30 protein-coding genes are annotated in these 26193 nt (G+C 65.6%); 17 read left to right on the top strand and 13 right to left on the bottom strand.

What is annotated here, in order from left to right; all coding sequences use genetic code 11:
- Positions 1–5 precede the first annotated feature (5 nt).
- The gene (locus tag QZZ02_RS10840) at positions 6–728 is read left to right on the top strand and encodes a hypothetical protein (protein ID WP_291844368.1); all 723 of its coding nucleotides are present in this window, start codon (positions 6–8) and stop codon (positions 726–728) included.
- A gap of 12 nt (positions 729–740) precedes the next feature.
- Here QZZ02_RS10840 and QZZ02_RS10835 read toward each other — a convergent pair whose 3' ends face one another.
- Complete coding sequence (locus QZZ02_RS10835) at positions 741–1136, bottom strand: hypothetical protein (protein ID WP_291844365.1); 396 nt, start codon at positions 1134–1136, stop codon at positions 741–743.
- 145 nt (positions 1137–1281) lie between these two features.
- On the opposite strand from QZZ02_RS10835, the gene QZZ02_RS10830 reads away from it, so the two are divergent.
- Positions 1282–1716 (top strand): DUF1489 domain-containing protein, encoded by a 435-nt coding sequence (locus QZZ02_RS10830; RefSeq protein WP_291844363.1) that lies wholly within the window; start codon positions 1282–1284, stop codon positions 1714–1716.
- Positions 1717–1760: 44 nt separating this feature from the next.
- Here QZZ02_RS10830 and QZZ02_RS10825 read toward each other — a convergent pair whose 3' ends face one another.
- Positions 1761–2531 carry a glutaminyl-peptide cyclotransferase gene (locus tag QZZ02_RS10825; protein WP_291844361.1) on the bottom strand — a complete coding sequence of 257 codons (771 nt, stop codon included), beginning with the start codon at positions 2529–2531 and terminating at the stop codon, positions 1761–1763.
- A gap of 53 nt (positions 2532–2584) precedes the next feature.
- Entirely contained in the window at positions 2585–3451 is an 867-nt protein-coding gene (gene panC, locus QZZ02_RS10820) for a pantoate--beta-alanine ligase (RefSeq protein WP_291844360.1), read from the bottom strand.
- An 85-nt stretch (positions 3452–3536) separates the two neighbouring features.
- Here panC and QZZ02_RS10815 point away from each other — a divergent pair, with 85 nt between their 5' ends.
- From QZZ02_RS10815 to QZZ02_RS10800, 4 genes are all read left to right on the top strand, one after another.
- Positions 3537–4151, top strand: a complete 615-nt coding sequence (locus QZZ02_RS10815) for an SPOR domain-containing protein (RefSeq protein WP_291844358.1) — start codon at positions 3537–3539, stop codon at positions 4149–4151.
- 61 nt (positions 4152–4212) lie between these two features.
- Positions 4213–5100 carry a division plane positioning ATPase MipZ gene (locus tag QZZ02_RS10810; protein ID WP_291844356.1) on the top strand — a complete coding sequence of 296 codons (888 nt, stop codon included), beginning with the start codon at positions 4213–4215 and terminating at the stop codon, positions 5098–5100.
- Positions 5101–5194: 94 nt separating this feature from the next.
- Positions 5195–5569: a DnaJ domain-containing protein gene (locus QZZ02_RS10805; protein ID WP_291844354.1), complete on the top strand. Its 375-nt coding sequence runs from the start codon at positions 5195–5197 to the stop codon at positions 5567–5569.
- 71 nt (positions 5570–5640) lie between these two features.
- Positions 5641–5862, top strand: a complete 222-nt coding sequence (locus tag QZZ02_RS10800; protein ID WP_291844352.1) for a hypothetical protein — start codon at positions 5641–5643, stop codon at positions 5860–5862.
- Here QZZ02_RS10800 and dprA read toward each other — a convergent pair.
- The 4 genes from dprA to QZZ02_RS10780 are packed head-to-tail and all read right to left on the bottom strand — an operon-like array spanning position 5841 to position 9884.
- The gene (dprA, locus tag QZZ02_RS10795) at positions 5841–7001 is read right to left on the bottom strand and encodes a DNA-processing protein DprA (protein WP_291844350.1); all 1161 of its coding nucleotides are present in this window, start codon (positions 6999–7001) and stop codon (positions 5841–5843) included. The two genes, QZZ02_RS10800 and dprA, sit on opposite strands and share 22 nt — an antisense overlap.
- Entirely contained in the window at positions 6998–7636 is a 639-nt protein-coding gene (gene plsY / locus QZZ02_RS10790; RefSeq protein WP_366511532.1) for a glycerol-3-phosphate 1-O-acyltransferase PlsY, read from the bottom strand. The genes dprA and plsY overlap by 4 nt, the downstream gene beginning before the upstream one ends.
- An 11-nt stretch (positions 7637–7647) precedes the next feature.
- Positions 7648–8925 (bottom strand): dihydroorotase, encoded by a 1278-nt coding sequence (locus tag QZZ02_RS10785; RefSeq protein ID WP_291844347.1) that lies wholly within the window; start codon positions 8923–8925, stop codon positions 7648–7650.
- The gene (locus tag QZZ02_RS10780) at positions 8922–9884 is read right to left on the bottom strand and encodes an aspartate carbamoyltransferase catalytic subunit (protein WP_291844345.1); all 963 of its coding nucleotides are present in this window, start codon (positions 9882–9884) and stop codon (positions 8922–8924) included. Before QZZ02_RS10780 ends, QZZ02_RS10785 begins: the two co-directional genes overlap by 4 nt.
- A 330-nt stretch (positions 9885–10214) precedes the next feature.
- Between QZZ02_RS10780 and QZZ02_RS10775 the strand changes: the two genes are divergently transcribed.
- A complete protein-coding gene (locus QZZ02_RS10775; protein ID WP_291844343.1) occupies positions 10215–10727 on the top strand; it encodes a GNAT family N-acetyltransferase in 513 nt (170 codons plus the stop codon).
- A 38-nt stretch (positions 10728–10765) separates the two neighbouring features.
- Positions 10766–11734, top strand: coding sequence for an MBL fold metallo-hydrolase (locus tag QZZ02_RS10770; RefSeq protein ID WP_291844342.1), 969 nt, complete (start codon positions 10766–10768; stop codon positions 11732–11734).
- 110 nt (positions 11735–11844) lie between these two features.
- On the opposite strand, the gene QZZ02_RS10765 is transcribed toward QZZ02_RS10770, so the two are convergent.
- The 3 genes from QZZ02_RS10765 to ruvX form a co-directional block, all read right to left on the bottom strand.
- Positions 11845–12348, bottom strand: a complete 504-nt coding sequence (locus tag QZZ02_RS10765; RefSeq protein WP_291844339.1) for a hypothetical protein — start codon at positions 12346–12348, stop codon at positions 11845–11847.
- A gap of 117 nt (positions 12349–12465) precedes the next feature.
- Complete coding sequence (locus tag QZZ02_RS10760) at positions 12466–13380, bottom strand: AEC family transporter (RefSeq protein WP_291844337.1); 915 nt, start codon at positions 13378–13380, stop codon at positions 12466–12468.
- Entirely contained in the window at positions 13377–13832 is a 456-nt protein-coding gene (gene ruvX, locus QZZ02_RS10755) for a Holliday junction resolvase RuvX (protein WP_291844336.1), read from the bottom strand. The genes QZZ02_RS10760 and ruvX overlap by 4 nt, the downstream gene beginning before the upstream one ends.
- 100 nt (positions 13833–13932) lie before the next feature.
- Between ruvX and gatC the strand changes: the two genes are divergently transcribed.
- The 7 genes from gatC (at position 13933) to QZZ02_RS10720 (ending at position 19865) form a co-directional block, all read left to right on the top strand.
- Positions 13933–14220, top strand: coding sequence for an Asp-tRNA(Asn)/Glu-tRNA(Gln) amidotransferase subunit GatC (gatC, locus tag QZZ02_RS10750; RefSeq protein ID WP_291844335.1), 288 nt, complete (start codon positions 13933–13935; stop codon positions 14218–14220).
- Between the two features lie 3 nt (positions 14221–14223).
- A complete protein-coding gene (gene gatA, locus QZZ02_RS10745) occupies positions 14224–15699 on the top strand; it encodes an Asp-tRNA(Asn)/Glu-tRNA(Gln) amidotransferase subunit GatA (RefSeq protein ID WP_291844333.1) in 1476 nt (491 codons plus the stop codon).
- The gene (locus QZZ02_RS10740; RefSeq protein WP_291844332.1) at positions 15699–15968 is read left to right on the top strand and encodes a hypothetical protein; all 270 of its coding nucleotides are present in this window, start codon (positions 15699–15701) and stop codon (positions 15966–15968) included. Before gatA ends, QZZ02_RS10740 begins: the two co-directional genes overlap by 1 nt.
- Complete coding sequence (locus tag QZZ02_RS10735) at positions 15955–16233, top strand: hypothetical protein (protein ID WP_291844331.1); 279 nt, start codon at positions 15955–15957, stop codon at positions 16231–16233. The genes QZZ02_RS10740 and QZZ02_RS10735 overlap by 14 nt, the downstream gene beginning before the upstream one ends.
- Positions 16226–17719, top strand: coding sequence for an Asp-tRNA(Asn)/Glu-tRNA(Gln) amidotransferase subunit GatB (gatB, locus tag QZZ02_RS10730; RefSeq protein ID WP_291844330.1), 1494 nt, complete (start codon positions 16226–16228; stop codon positions 17717–17719). The genes QZZ02_RS10735 and gatB overlap by 8 nt, the downstream gene beginning before the upstream one ends.
- A gap of 190 nt (positions 17720–17909) precedes the next feature.
- Positions 17910–18290 (top strand): DUF559 domain-containing protein, encoded by a 381-nt coding sequence (locus tag QZZ02_RS10725; RefSeq protein WP_291844329.1) that lies wholly within the window; start codon positions 17910–17912, stop codon positions 18288–18290.
- 198 nt (positions 18291–18488) lie between these two features.
- Positions 18489–19865 (top strand): mechanosensitive ion channel domain-containing protein, encoded by a 1377-nt coding sequence (locus tag QZZ02_RS10720; RefSeq protein WP_291844328.1) that lies wholly within the window; start codon positions 18489–18491, stop codon positions 19863–19865.
- Between the two features lie 400 nt (positions 19866–20265).
- Here QZZ02_RS10720 and QZZ02_RS10715 read toward each other — a convergent pair whose 3' ends face one another.
- The 3 genes from QZZ02_RS10715 to QZZ02_RS10705 form a co-directional block, all read right to left on the bottom strand.
- A complete protein-coding gene (locus tag QZZ02_RS10715; protein ID WP_291844327.1) occupies positions 20266–21285 on the bottom strand; it encodes a CPBP family intramembrane glutamic endopeptidase in 1020 nt (339 codons plus the stop codon).
- 113 nt (positions 21286–21398) lie between these two features.
- On the bottom strand, positions 21399–22496 hold the full coding sequence (locus tag QZZ02_RS10710) for a helix-turn-helix domain-containing protein (RefSeq protein ID WP_291844325.1): 1098 nt from the start codon (positions 22494–22496) through the stop codon (positions 21399–21401).
- Positions 22497–22506: 10 nt separating this feature from the next.
- Positions 22507–23460 (bottom strand): 2-oxoglutarate and iron-dependent oxygenase domain-containing protein, encoded by a 954-nt coding sequence (locus tag QZZ02_RS10705; RefSeq protein WP_291844324.1) that lies wholly within the window; start codon positions 23458–23460, stop codon positions 22507–22509.
- A 167-nt stretch (positions 23461–23627) separates the two neighbouring features.
- Here QZZ02_RS10705 and QZZ02_RS10700 point away from each other — a divergent pair, with 167 nt between their 5' ends.
- Positions 23628–25205: a hypothetical protein gene (locus QZZ02_RS10700; RefSeq protein ID WP_291844322.1), complete on the top strand. Its 1578-nt coding sequence runs from the start codon at positions 23628–23630 to the stop codon at positions 25203–25205.
- 162 nt (positions 25206–25367) lie between these two features.
- Complete coding sequence (locus QZZ02_RS10695) at positions 25368–25640, top strand: hypothetical protein (RefSeq protein WP_291844320.1); 273 nt, start codon at positions 25368–25370, stop codon at positions 25638–25640.
- Positions 25641–26193 lie beyond the last annotated feature (553 nt).

Below are 26193 nucleotides of genomic sequence, written 5' to 3'. Positions count from 1 at the left end.
AACCCATGAAACCTGTTTCCGCCCTGTTTGCCGCGCTTGGCCTGCTCGCCACCATGCCCGTGCTTGCCCAGTCCGATACGGTCACGCGTCATCCCGTTCTCGACGCGGCCCTGTCGCGCAGCGAGATCACGACCGAGGAAAGCGAATGGCGCTTCACGGTCACGATGAACAATGCCGATGGGGTCATGGTCGGCCGCTTCGACGGGACCCGGCCGGAAGGCGAACGCTGGCAACTCCTTTCGCCGACCCTGGACGAGCTCTCGGACATGCAGTCGGGCATGTGGACCGGTCTGCAGGAGCCCGATGAGAACGAGGAGGATAGCGGCCTGTTCTTCTCGGCTGGCGACAGCGAGATCGTGCCGGGCTCCCTCACGCTCGCCGAGGAGACGGGCGATGCCCTTGTCTTCAATTTCGAGCCGCAAATGGACGAGGACGACATGGCGATGGCCGGCAATATCGTCGGCGCCCTTACAGTGTCGCGGGACCGGCTTGCTGTTACCCGGCTGCGGATCTGGGCGCCGGAGAGCTTCAAGCCGCATTTCGCGGTCCGTCTCCACAGCTTCGACATGGTGCAGGAATTCGACCAGCTCGACGGTTTGCCGGCACCCGTGCTGACCCGCATGTCGCAGGAAATAAGCGGCAGCGCCGCCTTCCAGTCCTTCGATCAGAGTTTCGAGCTGGCCTTCAGCGAGATCGAGTATCTTGGAGCCGCTGAGCCGGCGCGCTGACGCCGCGTCAGGCTAACGGTCGGCGCGCAGGGTCTTTTGCCCGCGCAGTTCGGGGAAGCGAAGCAGGAGGTAGGCGCCGATCGCTTCGGCCGCCAGCGTCGCATAGCCGGTCGGCAGGGTGAAATAGTTGTTTGTGAGAATGCTCAACCAGCTCACCAGGTGGACAGTGGCCGCCACCACGAAGGCTGCGACGATCCAGCTTGAGCGGAAATGCAGCAGCACCAGGCACGCGATCAGCACCGGTGCCCGCACGAAGGGCGCGATCAGCGACGCCGTCGGCGTATGGGCGAACAGATTGCGACCATCCTCGCCGAAGGCGTTGAGTTCCGGCCGTCCGATCAGCTCGAGCAGGATCTGGCTGATGAAGAAGAGAGGCGGAAGCAGCAGCACCAGGCAGACCGCCATCATGGCGTATCCGGCTGTTGTGCTGTTGCGATTGGAAACCGGTTGCGCCATGCCGACAGATAAGGGGGCGGGACCGCCCAAGTCCAGCCTTTGTGCAATCGCTGCGGTCGGTTTTGACGGCTCGCCGGAGTCGGCCTAATTCCCCTGCATGGCTCTGCATATCATCAAGCTCTGTGTCGGCGTGTCCTCGGTCGAGGAACTGGAAGCCCATCGCGACCGCGAAATGGCGGCACGCCGCGCTGCCGGCGAGCCGGAAGTGGCGATGCATGTCACGCGCATGTTCCCCGCCCGCAAGGATGAGGTCGAGGCGGGGGGCTCGCTCTACTGGGTCATGTCGGGGGCGATCCAGTGCCGGTCCGAGATCATCGCGCTGGAACCGGTGACCGGCGGTGACGGCATCAAGCGTTGCGCCATCATCATGTCGCCCGAGATCATCCGGACAGCGACCGCACCCCGGCGTCCCTTCCAGGGCTGGCGCTATCTGAAACCCGAGGATGCCCCGCGCGATATCGGCGGCACCGATGGCGGCGACGGGCTTCCGGGCGAGCTGCGGGCCAAATTGCTGGAACTGGGGGCCTGGTAGCGGCTGCGGGGCGTGGCCGCGCCGGCCGGGTAACGCGCTGCGGCCTATTCGCGCGCTTCCGGCAAGCGGATCTCGAACAGGGTCGGCCAGAGCTTGCCGGTCACATAGATCTGTCCTGTCTCGGCATTCCAGGCGATGCCGTTGGCAACCGCATCGCGCCGCCCGTCGACCTCTGGCGGGATGATCGCGCTCAGGTCGATCATGGCATCCACCACACCGGTTTGCGGGTCGATCCGGACGATTGACCGCGTCTCCCAGATATTCGCCCAGATCATGCCGTCAATCCATTCCAGCTCGTTGAGCCGGCGGACCGGGCGACCGTTCAGCGTGACATTGACGCTGTGGTCGAGCGTCATGGTCCCGGGATCGAGGAAGCGCAGTTCCGGCGTGCCGTCGGACAGGATGAGATGGGTGCCGTCAAAGGTCAGGCCCCAGCCTTCGCCGGGATAGGTAAAGCTGTCGACCTGCTCGAAGGTCTCGGCATCGAAAATGAAGCCGCGCTCGGAGACCCAGCTGAGCATGAAGATCGCGTCGCCGATGCGGGCCGAGCCCTCGCCGAAGACGGGCGGATCGATGGCGACGCTCTGCTCGACAAGGCCGGTTTCCAGATCAACGCGGCGCAGGCTCGACTGGCCAACGCGGCCGGTGCTCTCGAACAGCTCGCCGTCATGGATGAAGAGGCCCTGGGTGAAGGCATTGGCGTCGTGCGGATAACGCGCCACCACGTCCGGCCGGATGATCTCGGGAGCCTGGGCGCAGGCGGCAAGGGTCAGACTGGTCCAAAGGACAAGCAGGGCGATGGATCGGGCAAGCATGGGTGCGAAGCTCCCGCATGAATTTGTCGGCCAGCTTGGCCGGGATTTCGGCGTCAGGAAGGCGGTTTTGCCGCCATGTTGTCGATCAGGCGAGTTGAACCCAGCCTGACTGCAGCGAGCACCCGGGCCGGACCGTCCAGTATGCCGTCGCCCAGCTCGGCCAGGCTGGTTGCGCATCGCGCCTCGACATAGTCGACGGCGTCGAACGCCGCCGTCGCGGCCGCGAGGGCTTCGCCGCGGGCCGTCTTGAGGTCGGTCCCGGCCGTCAGGGCTGCGGCAAAGGCTTTCAGGATGTGGTTGAGCTGGCCGGCGCGGACGCGCTGGCCGGCATCGAGATAGGCGTTGCGGGAGGACAGGGCGAGGCCATCGGTGTCACGCCCGGTCTCGCCGGCCAGGATTTCGACCGGGAAGTCGAGATCCTTCACCATCTGCCGGATCACGAGCAATTGCTGGTAGTCCTTCTCGCCGAAGAAGGCCATGTCGGGCCGGACCTGGTTGAACAGCTTGGCGACCACCGTCGCGACGCCGTCGAAGAAGTGCGGGCGTATCGCGGCTTCCAGGCCGAGAGCCGGGCCTTTCAGGGCGAGGTTGGCGGTGAAACCATCCGGATACATGACCTCCGGCGTTGGCAGGTAGATCAGATCGCACTTGGCGTCGGTGAGCTTCTCGGCATCATCGATCAGCGTGCGCGGATAGGCATCAAGATCCTCGCCCGGCGCAAATTGCTTGGGATTGACGAAAATGCTGGTCACCACCCGGTCGCACTGGGCCTTGGCCAGACGGACCAGCGAGAGGTGCCCGTCATGCAGCGCTCCCATGGTCGGCACAAAGCCGACACTGAGGCGGTCTTCCCGCCAGGTCCGCACCCGTGTTCGCAGGGCGGAAACAGTGGTGGCGTGGGGAATTTGCTGGGTGATCATGTATGGGTCCACAAAACGGGTCGCTTGGGGATAATCTCATGCGATGATACAGGCAAGCGATCCGATCTCGTCCAGAGACAATGACATGAAACGACTGACTGTTTTTCTCGCCGCACTGAGCGTGTGCGGCTGCGCGACCAGCAGGCCCGAGGCGATGACCGCGGACCACGCGCCGGCTGCCGCCATTGCGCCGACACGCAATGCCCAGCTCGCCGAGGCGATGTCGCGAGAGTTGGCTCATCTGGCCCGCTTTGATCCCGATGCGGTCGAACTGGTTGCGCCTGAATTGCGGGCCCTCGCCAACGCCATCGTCGCCCTCAATGATCCCGGCGATGCCCCGGACCTGCCGGTGGCCCCGGTTTCGATGGACCTGCCACCGCCACCGGCTGACATGCTTGACGCGCCGAGCCTGCAGCATGCCATCCACCTGGCCTCCTATCGCGGGCTCGAAACCGCCACGCGCGGCTGGGCAGAGCTGGTGGTCGAGCATGGCAGTCTGCTGGCCGGGCTGGAGCCGCGCCTCAGCCGGGCCGAGATCGCCGGCCAGGGCGAATACCTGCGTTTGAAAGCCGGCCCGTTCGACAGTGCCGGTGATGCACAGGCGGCCTGCGCCCGGATCACCAGCAGTGGCGATTACTGTGCCGTGGTTGACTTCTCCGGGCGGCGCATGGCGGATATGAGCGCGATCGCGGGCGAATAGAATCGCCGCTTGCGTGCCGTATACCTGGCGCGCAGGGACCGTGGTCCAGAATTGGGGCAAGATGACAAGTCAGACCGGTTTTCGTTTGCCTGCACGGCCCTTGGGCCGGGTCCGCGAGGGCGTCCGCGCGGCGCACATCATTGTGGTCGGAAACGAAAAGGGCGGGGCCGGCAAGTCCACGGTCGCCATGCACCTCGCGGTCGCCCTGCTGCGCATGGGCAAGACCGTCGGCGCCATTGATCTCGATCTGCGCCAGCGCAGCTTCGGTCGTTACCTCGCCAATCGCCAGCGCTGGTGCGAGCGTCACGGCCTGTCGCTGCCGCGCCCGCAAGAGGCCGTGCTGGCACCCAGCGCGCTGCGCGATCTCGACCTGGTCGAGGAAGAGGAGACAGAGCGCTTCTCCGACGCCCTGACCCGGCTCAAGACGAGTTGCGATTTCATCATTATCGACGCGCCCGGCGCTGACACACTCTATTCGCGGCTCGCCCATTCCTGCGCCGACACGGTGATCACGCCTATAAATGACAGCTTTGTCGATTTCGACCTGCTCGCAGAAATCGATCCGGAGACCTTCCAGGTCGGAACGCCGAGCGTCTATTCGGAAATGCTGTGGGAGTGCCGCAAGCGCAAGGCCCAGCTGGAGAAGCGCTCGATCGACTGGGTGGTGATGCGCAATCGCATCTCCATGCTGGATGCGCGCAACAAGCGGCGGGTCGGTGACGGCCTGAAAATGCTGTCGCAGCGTATCGGCTTCCGCCTCGCGCCGGGTTTTGCCGAACGGGTGATCTATCGTGAACTCTTTCCGCTGGGGCTGACCCTGCTGGACCTGACCGAAAGCGGCTCGACGGTGACTTTCACCATGAGCCATGTCGCAGCCCGCCAGGAGCTGCGTGACCTGTTGATCGTGCTCAAACTGCCCGGCCTGCAGGGCGAAACCATACCGTTCTGACATGACCCCTTTTGTCCTTGGTTTTCTTGTTTTGCTCGCCCTCCTGGGAGCCGCCTGGTGGTTTTCCCGGCAGAAGACAGCGAAGGCTGCGCGCATGGTGCGCATCATCCTGGGTGGCGCGGCATTGTTCGCCGGCGTGATCATCAGCCTGCGTGGCGGTGTCATCCTGGGCGGACCTATCGGTGTGTTCGGGCTTGGCATGCTGGGCGAAGCGCTGCGCCCGCGTGGTCAAGGCGGTGGAGCGGGACAGCGCGGCGGGACGGCGCCGCCGCGTGCCAGCAACGGCATGAGTGTGAGCGAGGCGCGTGAAATTCTCGGCGTTGCCGCCGATGCCGATGCCGAGAGCATTCGCGCCGCTCATCGCCGCTTGATGAAGAAGCTGCACCCGGACACCGGTGAAGGGTCGGCCGCGCTTGCCCGGCAGGTCCAGGAGGCCCGTGACGTGCTTCTGGCGCAGCTCGACTCATAGTGTCGGAACATTACTAAAGGTTGTATCCCGGCGCGCCCTCGCGTATCCTTGCGCTGTTGAGGGAGGGGGATATGCGGCGCAAAATCCGGCCCGGCCATGATCTGTTTGGCCATCCCCTGCCGCATGTCGCCCCGTTCGGTGAGGAGTCTGATCGGCTGTCCCGGGCCTTGCGCCGCCTGAGCGAAGATGCCTTCCATCATGGCTATGGCCAAAGCGCCTGCCTGATCGAGCTCGCCGCCAATTATGTCGAGATGGAAGCGGCGCGGCTGGATCAGCTCTGGCGTCGGCGCTGAACCAGGCCGCCGGGCAGGCTGGCGATCTCTCCGCTCATCTCCATTTCCAGCAGCAGTGCCTGGACCTGTCCGGCCGGCAGGGCTGCCGCCCGAGCCAGCTCGTCGCTGGAGACAGGCGCCGGTGATAGCAGGTTGCGCAAACGCTCAAGCGGGTTTGTCGCCACGGGCTCGAAGTCCGTATAGCTGTCTGCACTGTCAGGCTCATCCTCGACGAAGACATCGAGGTCGGGCGCTGCATTCTCCTCGAGCCGTCCGGTATCATGGATGGGCGGTCGGGCCGCTGACAGTATGGCGAGCACGTCATCGACCGTCTCGATCAGATGGGCGCCATCGCGCAGCAACTGGTTCGAGCCACGGGCTCTCGGGTCCAGAGGCGAACCGGGTACGGCCATCACCTCGCGGCCCTGTTCCGCCGCATAGCGTGCGGTGATCAGTGAGCCGGAGCGCAGTGCCGCCTCGACCACCAGCGAGCCGAGCGCCAGGCCGGAAATGATCCGGTTGCGGCGCGGGAAGTCACGCGCGGTCGGTGTCCGGCCCAGCGGTATCTCCGACACCAGCAGGCCCTGTTCGGCAATCTGCGCATGAAGGGCCGCGTGTTCGGGCGGATAGATGTGATCAATGCCGCCGGCCAGCACGGCAATCGTGCCATGCGCCAGTGCGCCGGCATGGGCGGCCCCGTCAATCCCGCGCGCCAGGCCGGACACGATGACAACATCCTCGCGGCCGAGGCCATTTGCGAGGTCCCGGGCGAAGCGCAGACCCACGGCGGAGGCGTTTCTGGCACCGACGATGGCGCAGGCCGGTCGTTCGAGCAGCGAGAGTGCTCCACGCATGATGAGGGCGGGTGGCGGGTCCGGAATGGCAGCCAGCAGGGCAGGATAGGCCGGCTCGAAACCGCAAATCAGTCGGGCGCCGGCGCGGTCGATTTGGTCGAGTTCGGCCTCGATCCGGTCGACGGGCGGGATGTCGAGATTGCGGCGACCGGCAGCCCGGGCGCGGGCCGGCAGGTCGTCGATTGCGGCTTCGGCGCTGCCATAGCGGGCCATCGCCCGGGCAAAGCCGGTTGCGCCCAGCCCCCTTGTCCGCGCGAGGCGCAGCCACGTCACCCTTTCGGTGTGGCCGGGCCCCGTCGCCGTCATGTCTCGGGCGTGTCCGGGTCTTCGGCGGAGGCCTCGGCCTTGTCCTTCCTGCCACCAATGCGCGGTTCCTCGCCCTTGAGCAGGCGCTGGATATTGGCGCGGTGCAGCCAGTAGATCAGCACGGTGAGAATGCCGGCCATGATGGCGACATCCGGCCGCCCCCAGGCAAAGGCCGCAAAGGGCGCGGCGAGGGCCGCGGCGAGCGCGGCGAGCGAGGAAATCCGGAAAATCGCGGCCATGACCAGCCAGGTCGCGATCACGGTCAGGCCGACCGGCCAGAACACAACCAGCATGGTGCCGACAAAAGTGGCCACACCCTTGCCGCCCTTGAAGCCGAGCCAGACCGGGAAGCAGTGCCCGGCAAAGGCGAAACCGCCCGCGACAAGCCCTGCCGTGGTGCCGAAGGCCAGTCCGAATACGGCGGCCGCGATCCCGGCCTTGCCGGCATCGAGGATGAGGGTGAGGGCGGCGAGGTCCTTGCGGCCGGTGCGCAGGACATTGGTGGCGCCGATATTGCCCGAGCCGATGGCGCGGATATCGCCCAGCCCGGCCATGCGCGTCAGCACCAGTCCGAAGGGAATGGAGCCGAAGAGATAACCGCCGGCGGCGGCAAGCGCGATCAGGACATAGGTCATCATGTTTACACCTAGGAGTTGTAGAGTGTGTCCCCGGCGACGAGGGTTTGCAAGACCCGTCCCTGGAAACGGCGGCCGGACCAGGCTGAATTGCCGCGCGCCGAGGCAAAGGCGTCGGGCTGGCACACCCAGGGCTTGTCGCCATCAATGAGGATGAGATCGGCCGGCGCGCCCACCGCGATGCGGCCCTGCGGCAGGCCGAGCAGGTCGGCCGGGCCGCTGGTCATCACTCGCAGTGCGTCGATCAGTTCAACTTCGCCATCATGCACCAGGCCCAGCATGGCACCCAGCATGGTTTCCAGGCTCAGCGTGCCGGCAATGGCGAGGGCAAAGGGCTCGCCCTTGTCATCGAACGGGGTGGGGCGGTGGTCGGAGACCACGGCATCGATCTCGCCCGACACCAGCGCCTCGACCAGCGCCAGCCGGTCGGCTTCGCTGCGCAGCGGCGGGTCCATGCGAAAGGCACTGTCCAGCCCGCCGGCATCAACCTCGTTAAGCGTGAGATGGGCGACCGCGACCGTGGCAGCAATCTCCAGATCGCGGCTGCGGACATGGCGCAGCGCGTCCAGACCTGCCGCCGTCGACAGGCGGTCGATCATCAGCTTGCCGCCGGACAGTTCGGCGAGCGCTGCGTCGCGCTCGATGGCGATGCGTTCGGAAACGGCGGGTTCTGATGGCAGGCCGTAGCGCGCCGACCAGTCGCTCTCCAGCGCCACCGTGCCCTGGGCCAGATGGGCATCGGCCGGACGGCTGGCCAGCCAGATGTCGAACTGGCTGGTATAGCTCAACAGGCGCCGCATCAGTCGGGTGTCGTGGATCGGGGCATCGCCGCAGCCGGCATAGACCGCCCCGCCGCGCACCATCAGGCCGATCTCGGCCATCTGCTCGCCGGCCAGACCCTGGGTCGCGCCACAGGCCGAGAGGACCCGCACGCCGCGCTGGGCGAGGCCCCGGTTCATGCCGGCAAACCCGTCCGCCTTGTCGAGCGGGCTGCGGGCATTGGGGGCCAGCACGATCGTGCCGAACCCGCCGGTCATGGCCGACGCGCAAAGCGTGTCCACGGTTTCACCATCGGGGGTGAGGGCGGGCTCCTTGGCGCAGCGCAGGTCGATCAGGGCCGGGGCGAGGATACGGCCCTTGGCGTCGATCACCTCGTCAGCGGCATCCAGGTCCAGCTCGCTGCCGGTCTGGGCAATCAGCCCGTCCTCGATAAGCACGCCGCCGGGACCATCCTGTCCGGAGGCGGGGTCGACCAGGCGGGCATTGATGATGGCGCGGGTCGTGCTCATGCCGCAGCCTCCTTGCGGATATTGGCGCCGATCAGCTCGAGGATCGCCATCCGGATCGCGACACCGCTTTCAACCTGGTCGAGAATGACGCTCATCTCCGGATCGTCGGCCAGCTTGGTGTGGATTTCGACACCGCGATTCATCGGGCCGGGATGCATGACCAGCACGTCGGGCGAGGCGGCTTCAAGACGGTCATGGGTCAGGCCGAAGAGATGGAAGAATTCGCGCTCGGACGGCACAAAGCCGCCGGACATGCGCTCGCGCTGCTGGCGCAGGGCCATTACGGCATCGCAGCCCTTCAGCGCCTCGTCGAGATCATGGAAGACGTCACAGCCCCACTGGTCGACATCGGATGGCAGAAGGGTCGGCGGGGCGCACAGGCGGATCTCGGCACCGAGAATGTTCAACAGGCCGATATTCGAGCGGGCGACGCGCGAATGCAGGATATCGCCGACAATCAGGATGCGGCGTCCGCCAACCGAGTCCCAACGCTGGGACAGGGTGAAGCTGTCGAGCAGGGCCTGGGTCGGGTGCTCATGCATGCCGTCGCCGGCATTGACCACCGCCAGCCCGGTCCGCTCGGCCAGGAATTGCGGCGCCCCGGTCGCGGAATGGCGCACCACCATGATGTCCGGCTTCATCGCGGCCAGGGTGCGGGCCGTATCGGAGAGGCTTTCACCCTTGGAGGCCGACGAGCTCGCCATGGCGAAATTGACCACATCGGCGCCCAGCCGCTTGCCGGCCATCTCGAACGAGCCCTGCGTGCGCGTCGAGGCCTCGAAGAAGAGGTTGAGCACGGTCAGGCCGCGCAGGACTTCGCTGCGCTTGTCCGGCGTCCGGTTGGCAGCCAGATGGTGCGCGGCGCGCTCGAAAATGATCTGGATATCAACGGGGTTGAGGTCGGCCACCGAAACAAGGTGGCGGTGGGGGAAGTCGTAGGAAAATTCCGCGCGGCTCATCCCGTCTCCTGGGTCGCCAAGGGCACACAGATAAAGTGTTCGGCGGTATAGGGGGAGTTGCGGGCCGGAGCAAGGGAGGGGGCGTGGTGGCTTTGGCGGTGACCAGATATTGTTGTCATCCCGGACGCAGGCCCGGCGTCAGGCCGGGCGGAGATCCGGGACCCATACCCGCGAAAGTTGACGTACCGGGCGTCTGGGTCCCGGGTCTGCGACCTGCTTTCGCAGGTCTCCGCCCGGGATGACAAGTGCCCGGGATGACGAGTGAGGGTGTTGACCTGCGGTGGGGCTTGCGGCCTGCTGGGCAAATTACTGCTCGCAATTGGAGCAAACATGACCACAGTCCGCCCCATGACCGCCGCTGACGCGTCCGCCGTCCTGGCCATCTATGCCGAGGGCATCGCCACGGGGCATGCCACTTTCGAGAGTGCGGCGCCGGACTGGGGCCATTTCGATGACAGCAAGCTCGCTGCACCGCGGCTCGTCGCGGTGGACGGTGAGGGCGCCATTGCCGGCTGGGCGGCGCTGAGCCCGGTCTCCTCGCGCTGTGTCTATGGCGGGGTGGGCGAGGTATCGGTCTATGTCTCAAAAGCCGCGCGCGGGCAGGGCGTGGGACGCATGTTGCTGTCTGGCCTGGTCGAGGCGTCGGAAGCCGAAGGCCTGTGGACGCTCACCGCCGGCATTTTTGCCGAGAACACTGCTTCGATCCGGCTTCACACGCAATGCGGTTTCGAACGTCTCGGCGTGCGTCGCGGGCTTGGCAAGATGGGGCATGGTCCGATGGCGGGGCGGTGGCGCGATGTCGTGCAGATGGAGCGGCGCAGCACGGTCGCGGGGATTGATTAGCGCTTGACCTGCGCGCCGGGCTTTCGTCTCGTTTGCCCATGAAGACTCACATCCTGGCGCTGGGCGCCCTGATCCTCGCAGGGGCGCCGCCTGTTTCTGCACAATCGGACACGGAAACCACGACCTGCCCGGTCGAACTCATCGTCCTCGGTGTCGGCCAGGATGGCGGCGTACCACAGCTGGGCAACAGTGCGGACCCGGCCTGGGCCGATCCATCCCTGCGCCGCCTGGCGACCTCGATTGCGGTTGTCGATCGGGCGGCCGGCGCGCGCTACCTGTTCGAGGCGACGCCGGATATCCGCGAACAGCTCTACCGGCTCGACCAGGTCATGCCGGTGACGGCCCGTCCGGGGCTGGACGGTATCTTTCTCACCCATGGCCATATCGGCCATTACACCGGGCTGATGTTTCTCGGGCATGAGAGCATGGGCGCGCACGATGTGCCGGTCTATGCCATGCCGTCCATGTCGGCCTTCCTGTTCGCGAACGGGCCGTGGGACCAGCTGGTCCGCTACGACAATATCGAACTCGAGGCGCTGCAGGCCGGTCAGCCGGTCGAGCTCGGTGATGTCCGGGTGACGGCCTTCGAGGTGCCGCACCGTCAGGAATATACCGAGGTGGTGGGCTATCACATTGCCGGCCCGACCCGTTCGGCGATCTTCCTGCCGGACATTGACAGCTGGGAGGAGTGGGAAATGTGGGAGGATGGCGCGGCGATGCGGATCGAGGATCTCATCGCCACGGTCGACGTCGCCTATATCGACGCGACCTTCTTCGCCAATGGCGAGATACCCGGTCGCGACATGTCCGGTTTCCCGCATCCTTTCATCACCCACTCCATGGACCGTTTCGCCGACCTGCCGGCCGGCGAGCGCGCCAAGATCCGCTTCATCCATTTCAACCACACCAATCCGGTGCGCTATCCCGATGCGCCGGAGCGGGATGTGGTCGAGGCGGCCGGGTTCAACCTGGCCGATGAAGGCGAGCGTTATTGTCTGGCGGATTGAGACAGGGAATACACCGGCAATCAAAGCCAGTCCGGTTGAGGCTCACAGCGCCGCGTGATGTCGAAGATGGCGGTGACCTTAGAGCCCGGCGCCGACGGCTAGCAGGATCCCTAGTAGGGCCGCCGGTTCCGGTTCCGGCTTGGATCCGGGAGTTGGCCTTCAACCGGGCCGTCCGGCTGAGCCGGGCGCTGGGCCGCTGGGCCGCGTCCTCGACCGGCCGGATCTGCGACCGCCCCGCTATCGGTGTCGGTATAGCCGGATGCGCCCGTGCCGGCGCGGGCTCCCCGACCCCGTCCTGCCGGATCCGCCATTGCACCACCGTCCTGGTCGGACATGCCCTGTGCGCCGGCGCCGCCTGATCCACGGCCATTCCCGGCCGGATCAGCGGAGCCGCCGCTGTCATTATCGGTCAAGCCGGAGCTGCCTGCGCGCGCGCCGCCACTGCGTCCATACCCGGCCCGATCCGCATAGGCCCCGCCATCCGAGTCCGATGCGCCGGTATAGGTCTGTGCTTTAGCTGCACCGCTGATCAGTGCGCCGGTGCCCACCGCCAATACGCTGCCGGTCACCTGCATCAGAAACGAGCGGCGAGAGAGTACGCCCTTGTAAGCCATGCCATTCCCCCCCAAAGACGAGATCCGGCTCGTCAGAGCAAGCCCGGTCCTCATTCCTAGTTCGATCGGGCGAAACCGGCAAGCGGCGCCTGTCCGGATGTCTTGCGCAAGGGCTGCCTAGCCCAAAAGCCAAAGCCAGAACGGAATCGTCACGAAGCAGAACAGCGCGCTCGCGGTGATGTCGCCGGCGGAATAGGGGGCGTCGCCGCCCATCTGCTTGGCCAGGACATAGGCCGAAGCCGCACCGGGCGAGGCGCCGGTGAGGAGGAGGATGGTGAGGGGCACGCCTTCAATGCCCAGCAGACGACCGATGCCGTAAAAGACCAGCGGCGCGACCATCAGCTTGAGGAAGACGGACAGGCCGAGCAAGCGCGGCCGGGCCTTCATGGCGGTGAAGTTGAGCCCGGCGCCCACGGCCAGCAGGATCAGCGGCAGGGCGGCCTGGCCGATCAGGTCGACCGTGTCGGTCAGCATGCCGGGCAGCGGGATGCCGCCAAGATTGACGATGCCGCCGGCGGCCGAGCCGAGGATGAGCGGATTGGTCAGGATGCGGTAGATGATCGAGCGCCAGTTCGGTGCCGCACCATCACCCCACACGGACAGGGCCGCCACGCATTCCATGTTCACCAGCGGGATGGAGGCGACCATGATCAGCGCCACCAGGATCTCGCCCTCCTCGCCAAACAGGGCAATGCCCAGGGCGAGGATCAAAAGGCCGTTCCAGCGACAGGTCGCCTGGAAGAGGCTGGTATAGGTCGGGTCGGGGATTTTCAGCAGCGGCTTGATCGCCAGCGTGATCGCCGCCATGCCGAGAAAGCCCAGCATCGCTGCGCCCATGAAACTGCCCAGCTGGATCTCGGACAGGTCGGCATGGCTGATCGAGGAAAACAGGAGGGCCGGCGACAGGCCGAGATAAGCCAGCCGCGAGATCGGTCCCCAGCTCTCGTCGGGCAGGAGGTTTGACCGGCGCAGCAGCCAGCCGACAAAGATCACGCCGAAGACCGGCACGAGGGCGGAAATGATGGGGTTCATGGGCGCAGCATCTCCAGCCGGTCGAGGGCGCTTTGCAGGATGTTGGCGGCGGCATGGGCATCGATGATGTCCTTGCGCTTGTCGCGGCGCACGCCGACCGCGATCAGCTTCTCCTCGGCCTCGAAGGTCGAGAGGCGTTCGTCCTGGAAGACGATGGGCAGATCGCGCAGCCGCATGAGATTGCGGGCCATGGCGCGCACCGACTGGACACGCGGACCTTCCGACCCGTCCATATTGACCGGCAGGCCCATCACGATGGCGGTGGCCTTGCGCTCGTCCAGCAGGGCGAAAACGCGCTCCGCGTCGGCGGTGAATTTGGTGCGCTTGATGGTTTCAACCGGCGTCGAGAGGCCACGCGAGGCACCACAGGCGGCGACCCCGATGGTCCTGGTCCCCGGATCCAGGGCAATCAACGGGCCATCCGGCAGGTCTTCCAGCGTCACAATCGGCATGATGGCGGGATGCGCCCTGCACGCGTCACCGTCAAGCTTTCTTGCACCTGCGAAAGGCGATTGCTACTCAGTCAGCTTCGAATTTCCGGAGTGATTTCCCATGTCCGTCACCGCTGATGATGTGCGGCGCATTGCGCGCCTCGCCCGTCTTGCCGAACCCACCGATCGTGTCGACACGCTGGTCGGCGAGCTCAATGGCATTCTGAGCTGGATCGAACAGCTCAACGAGGTCGATGTGGAGGGTGTCGAAGCGATGACGACACCGGTGAAATTCCCGCTGCCGCAGCGCGAGGACGTGGTCACCGACGGCAATTGCCGCGACAAGGTCCTGGCCAATGCACCCAAGTCCGACGAAGGCTTCTTCGTTGTTCCCAAGTCGGTGGAGTAGGTCATGAGCGAGCTTTTCAAACTCACCCTGTCCGACATCACCGCCAAGCTGAAGGCGCGTGAGGTCTCCGCTGTGGAACTGGCGACGGAAGGCCTTGCCCTGTGCGAGGCTGCCCAGCCCAAGCTGAATGCCTTCACGGCCTTTGATGCCGACAAGACGCTGGCCATGGCCAAGGCGTCCGACGAGAAGCTGGCCAGGGGCGAGGGCGGTCTCATCGAGGGCGCACCGCTGGCGATTAAGGACCTGTTCGCGGTCGAGGGCGTGGAAACGGCGGCCTCCTCGAACATCCTCAAGGGCTTCAAGCCGACCTATGAGAGCTCCGTCACGGCCAAGCTGTGGGAAAATGGCGGCGTCTTTTTGTGCAAGACCTCGATGGACGAGTTCGCCATGGGCTCGTCGAACGAGACCTCGAACACCGGCCCGGTCAACAATCCCTGGAAAGGCCCGAACGGCGAAATGCTGACGCCGGGAGGCTCTTCGGGCGGGTCCGCGGCGGCGGTGGCCGCTGATCTCTGCTTTGGCGCGACGGGCACCGATACCGGCGGCTCGATCCGTCAGCCGGCGGCCTTTACCGGCACGGTCGGGGTGAAAGCCACCTATGGCCGCACCTCGCGCTGGGGCACGGTCGCCTTTGCCTCCTCGCTCGACCATCCGGGCCCGTTCGCCAAGACGGTGAAGGATTCGGCCATCCTGCTGCAGGCCATGTCCGGCCATGACGCCAAGGATTCGACCTCGCTGCCGAATGAGGTCCCGGACTTCATCGCCGCGGTCGGCCAGTCGGTGAAAGGCCTGCGCATCGGTGTTCCCAAGGAGTACCGGGTTGACGGCATGCCGGCCGAGATCGACGAGGTCTGGCAGAAGGGCATTGACTGGCTCAAGGCCGCCGGCTGCGAGATCGTCGACATTTCCCTGCCGCACACCAAATACGCCCTGCCGGCCTATTACATCGTCGCGCCGGCGGAAGCCTCCTCCAACCTCGCCCGCTATGACGGCATGCGCTACGGCAATCGTGTCGAGGGGGAGAATCTCAACGCGACCTATGAGAACACCCGCGGCGCCGGTTTCGGCCATGAGGTCCAGCGCCGCATCATGATCGGCACCTATGTGCTCTCGGCCGGCTATTACGACGCCTATTATCTGCGGGCCCAGAAAGTGCGTACGCGCATCCTGCAGGATTTCGAACAGGCGTTTGAAAAGGTCGATGCCGTTCTGACCCCGTCCGCCCCGTCCGCCGCCTTTGCGCTGGGGTCCAAGTCGGACGATCCGATCGCCATGTATCTCAATGACGTCTTCACCGTGACCGCCAACCTGGCCGGTCTGCCGGCCATGTCGGTGCCGGCCGGTGTCGACAAGGACGGCCTGCCGCTGGGGCTGCAGATCATCACCCCGGCGCTGGACGAGGAGACCATGTTCAAGGTCGGCGCCGCGATCGAGGACTCGGCGGGCTTCGTCGCCAGGCCGGAGAATTGGTGGAGCTGATGGGCACGCCGGACACCCCGCAGCCGGAAGGCTCCCAAAAGCCGCAGCGCGGCTTCATGATCATGATGGCCGTGCTCGGCCTCGCCTTCGGTCTGCCGACTGTCTATTCCGGCGGCGTGATGGTGGGTCAGGCCTTCGGTTCAGGTGAGTTTCCGTCGGTCGGCTATATCGTCCAGCTCGGCCTTGGCCTGATGCTGGCGGGTTTCGGACTGTCCGCCGCCTGGGCTGTCGCGAAGACATTCATGGGGTCGCGCGATGGCGACGCCTGAACCGGCCCATCCCGCGATGAAGCTGGCGCGGCCGAGTTTTCTGGTCGGCGCGCTCTTCGTGCTGGCCGCGGTCGTGGTGTTTCGCGGCATTGTCGAGCTGGAGCCGCGCAATCTGTGGACCGTGCTCCTGGTGGTGCCCGGGATTGGTTTTTTGTTTTTCGGCCTGACCGTCACGATGGCGGGACGGGTCCTGGTTGCGGCGATGAACACGCCGGAAGACGAGCGTCCCGGTTGGGATGACGACGAGGAAGATCGAGATGAGTGATCACAGCTACATCCTGCCGGGCGCGACCGGTGACTGGGAAGTTGTCATGGGTCTGGAGATCCATGCCCAGGTAGTCTCGAATGCCAAGCTGTTCTCCGGCGCGGCGACGGCCTTTGGCGCGGCGCCCAACACCCAGGTCTCGCTGGTCGATGCGGCCATGCCGGGCATGCTGCCGGTGATCAATGCCCATGTCGTCGAACAGGCGGTGAAGACGGGGCTCGGCCTCAATGCCCAGATCAATCTCTGGTCCCGCTTCGATCGCAAGAACTACTTCTATCCCGATCTGCCGCAGGGCTATCAGATCAGCCAGTTCCAGTTCCCGATCGTCGGCGAGGGCGAGATCGAGTGCGAGCGCGATGACGGCTCGCGCTTTACCGTGGGCATCGAGCGCCTGCACCTGGAACAGGATGCCGGCAAGTCGATCCACGATCTCGATCCCAACTCGACCTATGTCGACCTCAACCGCTCCGGTGTGGCGCTGATGGAAATCGTCTCGCGCCCGCACATCCGCTCGCCCGAAGAGGCCTCGGCCTATGTCGCCAAGCTGCGCACCATTTTGCGCTATCTGGGCACATGTGGCGGCGACATGGAGAAGGGTCAGCTGCGCGCCGACGTCAATGTCTCGGTCTGCAAGCCGGGCCAGTACGAGAAATTCCGCGAGACGGGCGATTTCTCGCATCTGGGCACGCGCTGCGAGATCAAGAATGTGAACTCGCTGCGCTTCATCCGCCAGGCCATCGAATACGAGGCCAAGCGCCAGATCGACATCATCGAGGAGGGCGGCAAGATCAACCAGGAAACCCGCCTGTTCGACGCCAATACCGGTGTGACCCGCTCGATGCGCTCCAAGGAAGAAGCGCATGATTACCGCTACTTCCCCGATCCCGACCTGTTGCCGCTCGAGCTGCAGCAGACCTGGGTGGACGCGATCAAGGCCGGCCTGCCCGAGCTGCCGGACCAGAAACGCCTGCGCCTGGTGACCGAACTCGGCCTGTCGGATTATGACGCCGCCGTGCTGGCCGCCGACAAGGACCGGGCCGATTATTTCGAGGTCGTCGCCGAGGGGCGTGACGCCAAGCTGGCCTCCAGCTGGGTCAATAACGAGCTCTATGGCCGTCTCAACAAGGAAGGCCTGGACATCACCGACAGCCCGGTTTCGGCCGAACAGCTCGGCGGCCTGATCGCGCTCATCTCCGACGACACCATTTCCGGCAAGCTCGCCAAGGACGTCTTCGAGATCCTGTGGGCCGAGGGCGGCGATCCGGCGCAGATCGTTGAAGACAAGGGCCTCAAACAGGTCACCGATACCGGCGCCATCGAAGCCGTCATCGACCAGCTCATCGCCGACAATCCCGACCAGGCCGCCCAGGTCAGGGACAAGCCCAAGACCATGGGCTGGTTCGTCGGCCAGGTGATGAAAGCCATGCAGGGCAAGGCCAATCCGCAAGCCGTGAACGAGATTTTGCGGAAGAAGCTGCTGGGCTGATCCCCGACACCGGGATCTCCCCCTCACCCGCCCCTCCGGGGCACCTTCTCCCAAGGGAGAAGGAAGGGGCGTGAGCTGTGTCACAGCCGGTCGGCATGATCGCGAGTTAGGGTGTGCTGGCTCACTTTCCCTCTCCCCTGGGAGAGGGTGGCCGCAGGCCGGGTGAGGGGGGAAAGCCCGGAACTCGCCGATGTCGCAATCCGTCCACAAGCACCGCCATCTCGCCCGCGCTATGCGCAAGGAACAGACACCGGCGGAGGCTTGCCTGTGGTCACGGCTGCGCAACCGCAACCTGCTTGGCGTCAAGTTCCGGCGGCAAGTCCCGATTGGTCCCTACATCGCCGATTTCGCCTCTCGGGAGGCGCGGTTGATCGTCGAGGCGGATGGCGGCCAGCATGGTGAGACAGAGGCCGAAGATGCCGAGCGGACGGCCTTTCTCGAGCATCGCGGCTATCAAGTCCTGCGGTTCTGGAACCACGCCATCCTGACCGACACGGATGCGGTGATGGAAGTCATCGGTGAGGCGGTTCACTACGCCGTGCACGCGCGCAATCCCGATGCGAGGCGGTGATTTTCTGTGTTGGTGGTTTCCCCCTCATCCGCCCCTCCGGGGCACCTTCTCCCAAGGGAGAAGGAAGACGGCTTACCCTCTCCCTCGGGAGAGGGTGGCCGCAGGCCGGGTGAGGGGGAAAGCCCGGGGCTTGCCGCATAGCTCTGGCCGGTCTCCCCCCAACAATGCTATCCGTCTGGATCTCAGGGGAGAGCGAGCATGACCACACAACAGGATGACAGCGCGCTGGACGAACTCCTGCCGATCGAGGTGCTGGAAGGGCATGTCCGCGGCGCCTGGAACTGGCTGATTGACAGCCTGCTCAATCTCGACGTGGCGATCCAGCTCGGTCTGATCCTGGTCGCGTTTGTCCCGGCGCTGATCTTTGGCCCGCGCCTGCGCGAAGTGGTCGAGGGTCTCACCAAGGGGCGGATCAAGACGGGGCTGGCGCGGCGCCTGCTGACCGCCGCGATCTCCCTGGCCACGCCCCTGGCACTGGTCGCCGTGCTGGCGCTGACCCGCATCGTGCTGGGTGCGCTCGATCAGCCCTTTGCGCTGATTGACGCGGCCATGAGCCTGATGACCGCCTGGCTGGTCATTCGCGCCGTGACCCTGATCATCCGCTCGCGCTTCTGGTCCAAGGTCGCCTTCTATGTCGCCTGGCCGGTCGCAGCCCTCGACGTGTTCGGCCTGCTCGATGATGTGGTGGTGCAGTTGCAGGCCCTGGCCATCCCGCTGGGCGAGACCGATGACGGTCAGCCGGTCGACCTGTCGCTGTTCGATGTGCTGCGTACGATGATCTATTTCGGGGCCCTGTTCTGGCTGGCCTCGATGGCCGGGCGCACGGTGAACACCCAGTTGGAACGCACCGAGGAGATCTCGCCGGCCTTGCGCGCCCTGATCGCCAAGGTGCTCGGCGTGGCGCTGCCCGTGATCGCCCTGCTGATCGCCTTGCAGCTGACCGGTTTCAATCTCGCCACCCTGGCGATCTTCTCCGGCGCCGTCGGTATCGGGGTCGGTCTGGGCCTGCAAAAGACCGTGGCCAATTTCGCCGCCGGATTCACGCTGCTGGCCGACAAGTCGATCAAGCCGGGCGATGCGCTGGAGGTCGATGGCCAGTTCGGCTGGGTGACGGGCATGGAGTCGCGCTATGTCTCGCTGCGCACGCGCGACGGGACCGAGCACCTGATCCCGAACGAGCATTTCATTGCCAATGGCGTCATCAACTGGTCGAAATCCGACCGGGTTGTCCGCCAGCACGCGCCGTTTGGCGTATCCTATGACACGCGCGACCTGGCCCGGGTGCAGGCAATCGCCATCGGGGCGGCCATGTCGGTGCCGCGCGTCGTGTCCGACAAGGAGCCGGTCTGCAATCTCATGGAATACGGCGACAGCTCGGTCAATTTCGACCTGCGCTTCTGGATCGCCGACCCGGAAAACGGCCTCGCGAATGTGCGTAGCGATGTCTACCTCGCGATCTGGGAGGCCTTCCACGAGAACGGTGTGGAATTCCCCTATCCGCAGATCGACATCCATGTCCGCGACGTGCCCGCGGGCATGAAAAAGCCCAAGCCTGCCGATGCGAAGCCCGGCTAGCTCAGGTGCAAAAAGAGGCCGCGAGGCTTGCGCCGCGCGGCCGTCCAGTTCGCTGGCGGCGCGGTCGGCTGTTGTCATGCGTGACGTCAGCCAACCGCCTTCCACGATGTGAGGGTGAACCTCGTCTCGCCCGGGGTAAAATCAATTGATTTTGTGGTCGCCATAAGAAAGGGCTATGACGATCCTGCTGCCCACCTTTGCGTGTATGGGGTGCATGCATTCTTGTTGTATTACAATCCATTCAGGACGGTTCCGGCTTAGTAAGCTGGTAATACAACCTCTGGATATTGGGCCGGCCGAACGGTGGCGGGCACAGCCGACCACCGGAGGGCGCTATCAGACTTGAGGGGTGCGGGCATGGGGATCGCACCCCTTTTTCTGGGGTCCGCCTGCCCGGGCATCAGGTTTTCCAGGCCGATCGCCTGACCAGCGCCCCGGCCAGGGCGAGCCCGCCGAGGCCGGCCGCGATATGAGGCAGGCCGGCGGGCCAGACCGTCGCCCAGCCGACGAGGCCGGCGATCCCGGCCAGCACCGGGATGGCCCAGAGCGTATCGAGGCGGAAGACCAGGCGTACGAGCCCCGCCAGTTCGGCCGCGACCGCCTTGCGGAAAACAATCAGCGCCAGCAGCGCCAGGGCAATGCGTACGGCATGGAGCTCGGTCGAGAGCGGCAGGTTGATCATCACATGGGCGATCACGGCCGGCCAGATTGTGCCCGCCCGCAAGGTCGCAAAGCCCAGGCCGATACTGGCAATCAGCAGTCCGAAAAAAGTGAGCAGCATGGCCGCATCGAGCCGCAGATACTGAACATGCAGGAGCGCAAAGAGCAGGGTGGTCAGCATGAGGGCTGCGCCGGGGCCAAAACCTTCCAGCAGGCGGCCCATCACATAGCTGCGCCAGCCCAATTCCTCGATCAGCGGAACGACCAGGAAACTGCCGACGGCCATGAAGATCCAGAAATCGAGATCCCAGGGCGCGGTCCGCAAGGCGGCCCAGATCGGCGTGTCGGCGCCGATCGGTGCGATCTCCTGGAGGATGAAGACGAGCGAGGGAATGACGCTGATGACAAGGCCGAGCACGATCCCGTAGCGCAGGGGACGGGTCACCGGGCTGGCCGGCGTGGCGATGGCATAGGCGCGCGCCGAGCGGCGTCCTCGCAGCAGGGCAAAGACCAGGGCGAGCGCGGCGAGCACGCCGTATTGCGCGCCGAATTGCAGCGCCAGCGCTCGGGCACCGGCGAGCAGGTCGCGCGGGCCACCGCCCAGACCAAGGGCTTCGCCGAGGCCGGGCGAGATCATCGGTCCGATCAGCATGGCTGCGGCGAGGCTGGCCCCCATCACGCAGACAATCTCCAGAGGGCCGGCAAGGGTCTGGATCCAGTGGCGGCGGCCAGGGTCGGGTTGGAAGGCGATAGGGGTCATGGTCGGGTCCGTTTGCAAAACACACCCGATTTCATGTCCCACCCATGCTTGCGCGTCGTCCTGCCGGCCACAGAATCTGGGTCGGGACGCGTGAATCCAGTATTTTCAGGAGGTTAAGGCGCGGTCAAATTGCGGCGCCAGGCCGCCGGCGAACCGGTTTCCAGCGTCTTGAACGCTGCGTAGAAGGCAGATTTTGATCCGAAACCGGCATCATGGGCGAGGCCAAGCAGGGATACCCGCGCATTCGCCGGATCGCGGATCAGCGTCGCCAGCATGTCCAGCCGACGCCGGTTGATCAGCTCATGAAAATGCGTCGCGCCGCCGACCCGGATCGCCCGGTGCAGCCGCTCACCGCTCCAGCCGATCGCGTCGGCCAGCTGGGTGCTGGTGAGGGTCGCGTCAAGATGGGGCTGGGTCGCGGCGAGATGCTGGTCGAGCGCCGCAAAGTCCTCTCGGGCCGCAGCGAGGTCCCGGCGGTCGACCAGTCCGGCATCGTCGAGCCCGGCCGCATCGAGCTGGAAGACGCCGCGTGTGCGAAGCCCGTGAAACCCGGCCCAGCCGACTTGCAGGCATTGCGCGATCAGAAGCGTGGCGAGGTGCAGCGGCAGCGGCAGGACGAGCGTCACCGAGACAATGAAGACGCCGAGCTGAACGCCGAGCATCGCGATCGTGCTCCATACCCAGACCCGGATCCAGTCCAGGCCGGCCATTTCCAGATTGGACAGGCGCGATTTTGCGGCGCGGCGGTAGCGGGTCAGGCGGCCCAGCGCTGAGACCGGAAAGAACAGCGTCGCCAGGATTACAAGCGGCGGAAAGGCGAGCACCCAGGCCTGGCGGACATCGATCAGCACTGCGCCTTGCTGCAGGGCTGGCGACTGGGTCAGCAATCCGGCCAGCAGGAGGGTTGCGATGAGCACGGCGATCACGGCGTTGCGATAGGGCGCTGCGCCCGGCGCGCGCGTCGCCTCCATGACCTGGAGATACTGGGCCGGTGCAAAGAGCACGGCGAGGCTCTGGACCGCCACACTGCTGAACAACAGGACCAGGCCGGTTCCGGCCTGTGATACGGCGAGGGCGATGAAATAGGCGGTGTGAATGCCCAGCCAGGCACCAAGCCAGCGGTCCCCCAGGACCGCCTTGGGCTTGTTGGCCAGAAAGCAGAGCAGAAAAAAGCTCAGGCTCGCGCCGGTGATGGAAAGGGCCAGGATCACGGCGGTGATCCTATTTCAGCAGGCCGATCTCGCGAAGCCGCTGGTTGAGATAATCATTGGCCCGTATCGGCTCTGGATATTTGTCCGGATTGTCCGGACCGGCACAGCCGGGCAGGGTGGTGATCATGTAGTCCGGCCGGTAGTGCAGGAAAAACGGCAGCGAATAGCGCGAGAAACCGGTGCGGGCGCCGGCCGGATTGATGACGCGGTGCTGGGTCGAGGGCAGGAGGTCATTGGTCGAGCGGGCCAGCATGTCGCCCATGTTCACGACCAGGCAGCCGGGCGGCGGGTTCATGTCGACCCATTCGCCCGTGCGGGTCTTGACCTGAAGACCGGGCTCCTCGGCCCCGAGCAGCAGCGTGATCGTATTGATGTCGCCATGGGCCTCGGCGCGGATCGAGCCGCCCGGATCGCCGGTGACCGGCGGGTAATGCAACAGGCGCATCACCGAATTGCCGTCCTTCACCGTATCGTCGAAATGTGTCTCCTCGAGGCCGAGATCGATCGCGATGGCGCGCAACACCTGGACGCCGAGCGCATCAAACGCGCCGTAAAGGCCGTGCACGGTCTCGCGCCAGCCTTCGACGTCTTCGGGAACCAGGTTCGGCGCCATGTCGGCTTCATATTTGTGGCCGGCCGGCAGATCGCGTCCAACATGCCAGAACTCCTTCAGGTCGACATGCTTGGCGTCCTTGGCAATCTCCTTGCCGAAGGGCGTGTAGCCGCGCGCACCACCGCCGCCCTCGATCAGGTATTTCATCTTGGTCGTTTCGGGCAGGGCGAAAAACTCTGCCGCCTTGTCATAGGCCGCCTCGATCAGCGCCGCATCCAGTCCATGGTCGCAAATCGCTGCAAATCCGTATTCCCGGAAGCTGCGACCCAGCTCTGCGGCGAAGCGCGCCTTGTCGGTCTGCGCGAGTGTCATCGAAACGGGCGGGAAGCGGGAGAGGGTATCGGACGGCATGACGGGCTCCTGGCGACGGTGCGTTGGGAATAATCCGCACGCCCAGCGCAGGCAATCATCCTTTCATGAGGCGTCACGTCGCATCCGGTTTTCTCGCGCCTCAGGCGCATGGCCTTGCACGGTTAACACGGCCCGGCATAAGAGAAAGGCGGGAACAGGGGGGCATCATGACGGAGACCGTCGATGCTGGAGAGATGCGCGCACCGGATGCCGGGGCCTGGCAACGGGCCGGCTTGACCCGCCGCGAGGCGATCCGGCGTGAGCGCGTCGATCGCTGGCGCGGCGAGACCCTGTCGCCCTGGGAGGCGGGCTTTGCCGGGCTGGTCGCCTGGCTGGCCTGGCGCGCCCTGTTCAAGGGTTTTCAGCCGCTCTGGCTCATTGCCTCGCTGGCGCTGGCCGGATGGTTCGCTATCCAGTGGCTGGGCCAGACCGGCGGACTGGCGGCGCACGTCACGCAGCAGCCTGGCGAAGCGGAACGTCTGGCGCAATTGGTCCGTGCCGAGCTGCCCGCCGGTGAGGATGCGCGGCAGGTCTGGCACGCCCGGCTCGATATGGCCTTGCGCGGCGATGAGCGACGACGCGCCGATATTGACGGTTTCCGCAGTTGGGCGGCCCTGGGCCCGGACCTGATCGGTCGCGACCGCCTGGCGCTGGAAAGCCTGGCCGGGGCCGCGGGACCGCGCGCCCTCGACGCCGAATTGCGTGCCGGCCCGGCCTGGCAGAGGCGGGCCCGTCTCGACGCGGCCTGGCAGCGCCAGATGGCCCGGGCTGACGCATTGGAGCTGGATCCGGCCGCCCTGGTCTTTGCCCCCGAGAGCCTTCGCCAGCGGGCGCAAGCGCGCCGCTTTGCCTGGGCGGTTGCACGCACGAGTGCCGATGGTTTTTTCCGGGGCGATCATCGTGGCCAGTTCGAACTGCGCTCGGTCCCGGCGCTGGTCGCCGGCGGCACCCGCGACACACGCCTGTATGGCGGGGTGCGTGACCTGGTCATCCAGTTTTGCGCCATGCCGGGCGCCGCCGCGCCGCTTTCCGGCTGTGACAGCCCGATCATCCCGCCCGCCGACGCAGAGCCGCTGGCGCTGGCGCTGGCCGCGATCGAAGCCGGCATGGTCGACCTGCCGGGCCGCAATCATGCCATGGCTTCGGGCGCTGAAATCCTGATCGCCGCGCGGCGCGCGGGGCGCCTCGACCCGGATTTCGAAACCTGGCTGGGTGAGGCGATGGTCGCGCTGTTGCCGTCCGGTGCGGTTCGCACCCGTCTGATCGAGGCAGGGATACGACCGGATGTTGCCTTTGCCGCCCCGTCGCGCGTGAGGCCCCGGCTGGACGGCCTCTTCGATGCGCGCACGGCACCAGGCGCCGTCGAACTGTCCACGCTCCTGCAGCGCATTGACGGGGTGCGGTCATCCACTTCGGACTTCGAAGCCATCCGGCTGATGGCGCATGTCACGGCGCCGGAAACCCTCCCGGATCTGCAGCGCCTGACTGCGCTGGCCGGGCCGTCCAGCCTCGCGGTCATGGAATGGCTCGGCCCGCGGGCCTTTGCGGCGCTCGCAGACCTGCCGCCGCGACCGGTTGCCGCGCCGCGTGTTCGCCAGGGCCTGCTGCTGGCACTCGCCTCGGCCGGCCTTGTCATGCTGCTCACGCTGATCCGGATCATGACGCCGGACCGTTTGCGGCGGGCCAGCCGCACAAGTCTTACCGATGCGTGGATATCGCGTTTACTACTCGGTAGGAAAATCTAATTGATTTAAAGACTTAAGGCGTATTTTTCCTGATTCGCCTTAACCTTAATGCAATTCTCTTTGCTCAGGATCGCATCTGTTCGAAGGCATTCGGACTGGATGGTGGTCGCGGGTTACAGGTCAAAATGACTGGGCCCGCCAGTGTAGAGTAGGGGAAATCCCATGGCGTTCACGGACGTAGAAACGGCCCAAGCGCATCAAGCAGCATTTGCCGACCCGACGGGTGAGGATCTGTGCAAGCTTGGTATCTTGTATTCAACCGGCCAGGGTGGCGAAATCGACTATGTCGAAGCGCACAAATGGTTCAACCTGGCAGCCCTGATGGGTTCGGAACCGGCGAAATACTATCGCGCGGAAATTTCCGACCAGATGTCGACCTTCGAAGTCGCAGCGGCGCAGCGCGCTGCCCGCGAATGGCTGTCGACCCGCCACTAGGCGATACCGACAGAGATGATTGCAAGCCGGCGGATGGGGGCATCTGCCGGCCGCAAAACACACGCGCCCGCTGATCCGTGAAGGATGGCGGGCGTTTGCGCGTCTGGCCGGCCCGGGTCATCGCAGTTGAAATCCTTCTTTTTCAATGCGCACTCATTTCCTCCCCACATCGTGGGGAAGTGACGCGCCGAAGGGCGTGACGGAGGGGTGACGCCTCAGGCGGCATGGGTCTTCCTCGCTTGTGGCCCATCCTCGCTGCGCTCGGTCCGCCTTGCTTCTCCCCCACCGGGGAGAAGTGGCCCGCAGGGCCGATGAGGGGCGGCGCGTGAGCGCCTATCGAGATTCCCTCTTGCGCCGCGTCGCGGCGCGCCCCTCACCCCCTGCGCGCTTCGCGCTCCGGGACCTCTCCCCGGTCGGGGAGAGGCATGTTATCCCACGCCTCATTGCCCTAACACACTGTAAAGGCGAGACTTCCCGGAAACCTTGTCCGCCCCCGCCCGTTGCCGTCCCATAATCCTTGCCGTTCCCAGGCCATCTTGAGGCCCGGACCGGT

Source organism: Maricaulis sp., assembly GCF_015665295.1.
Taxonomy (GTDB): domain Bacteria; phylum Pseudomonadota; class Alphaproteobacteria; order Caulobacterales; family Maricaulaceae; genus Maricaulis.
This window is presented reverse-complemented; position numbering and strand designations above follow the sequence as displayed.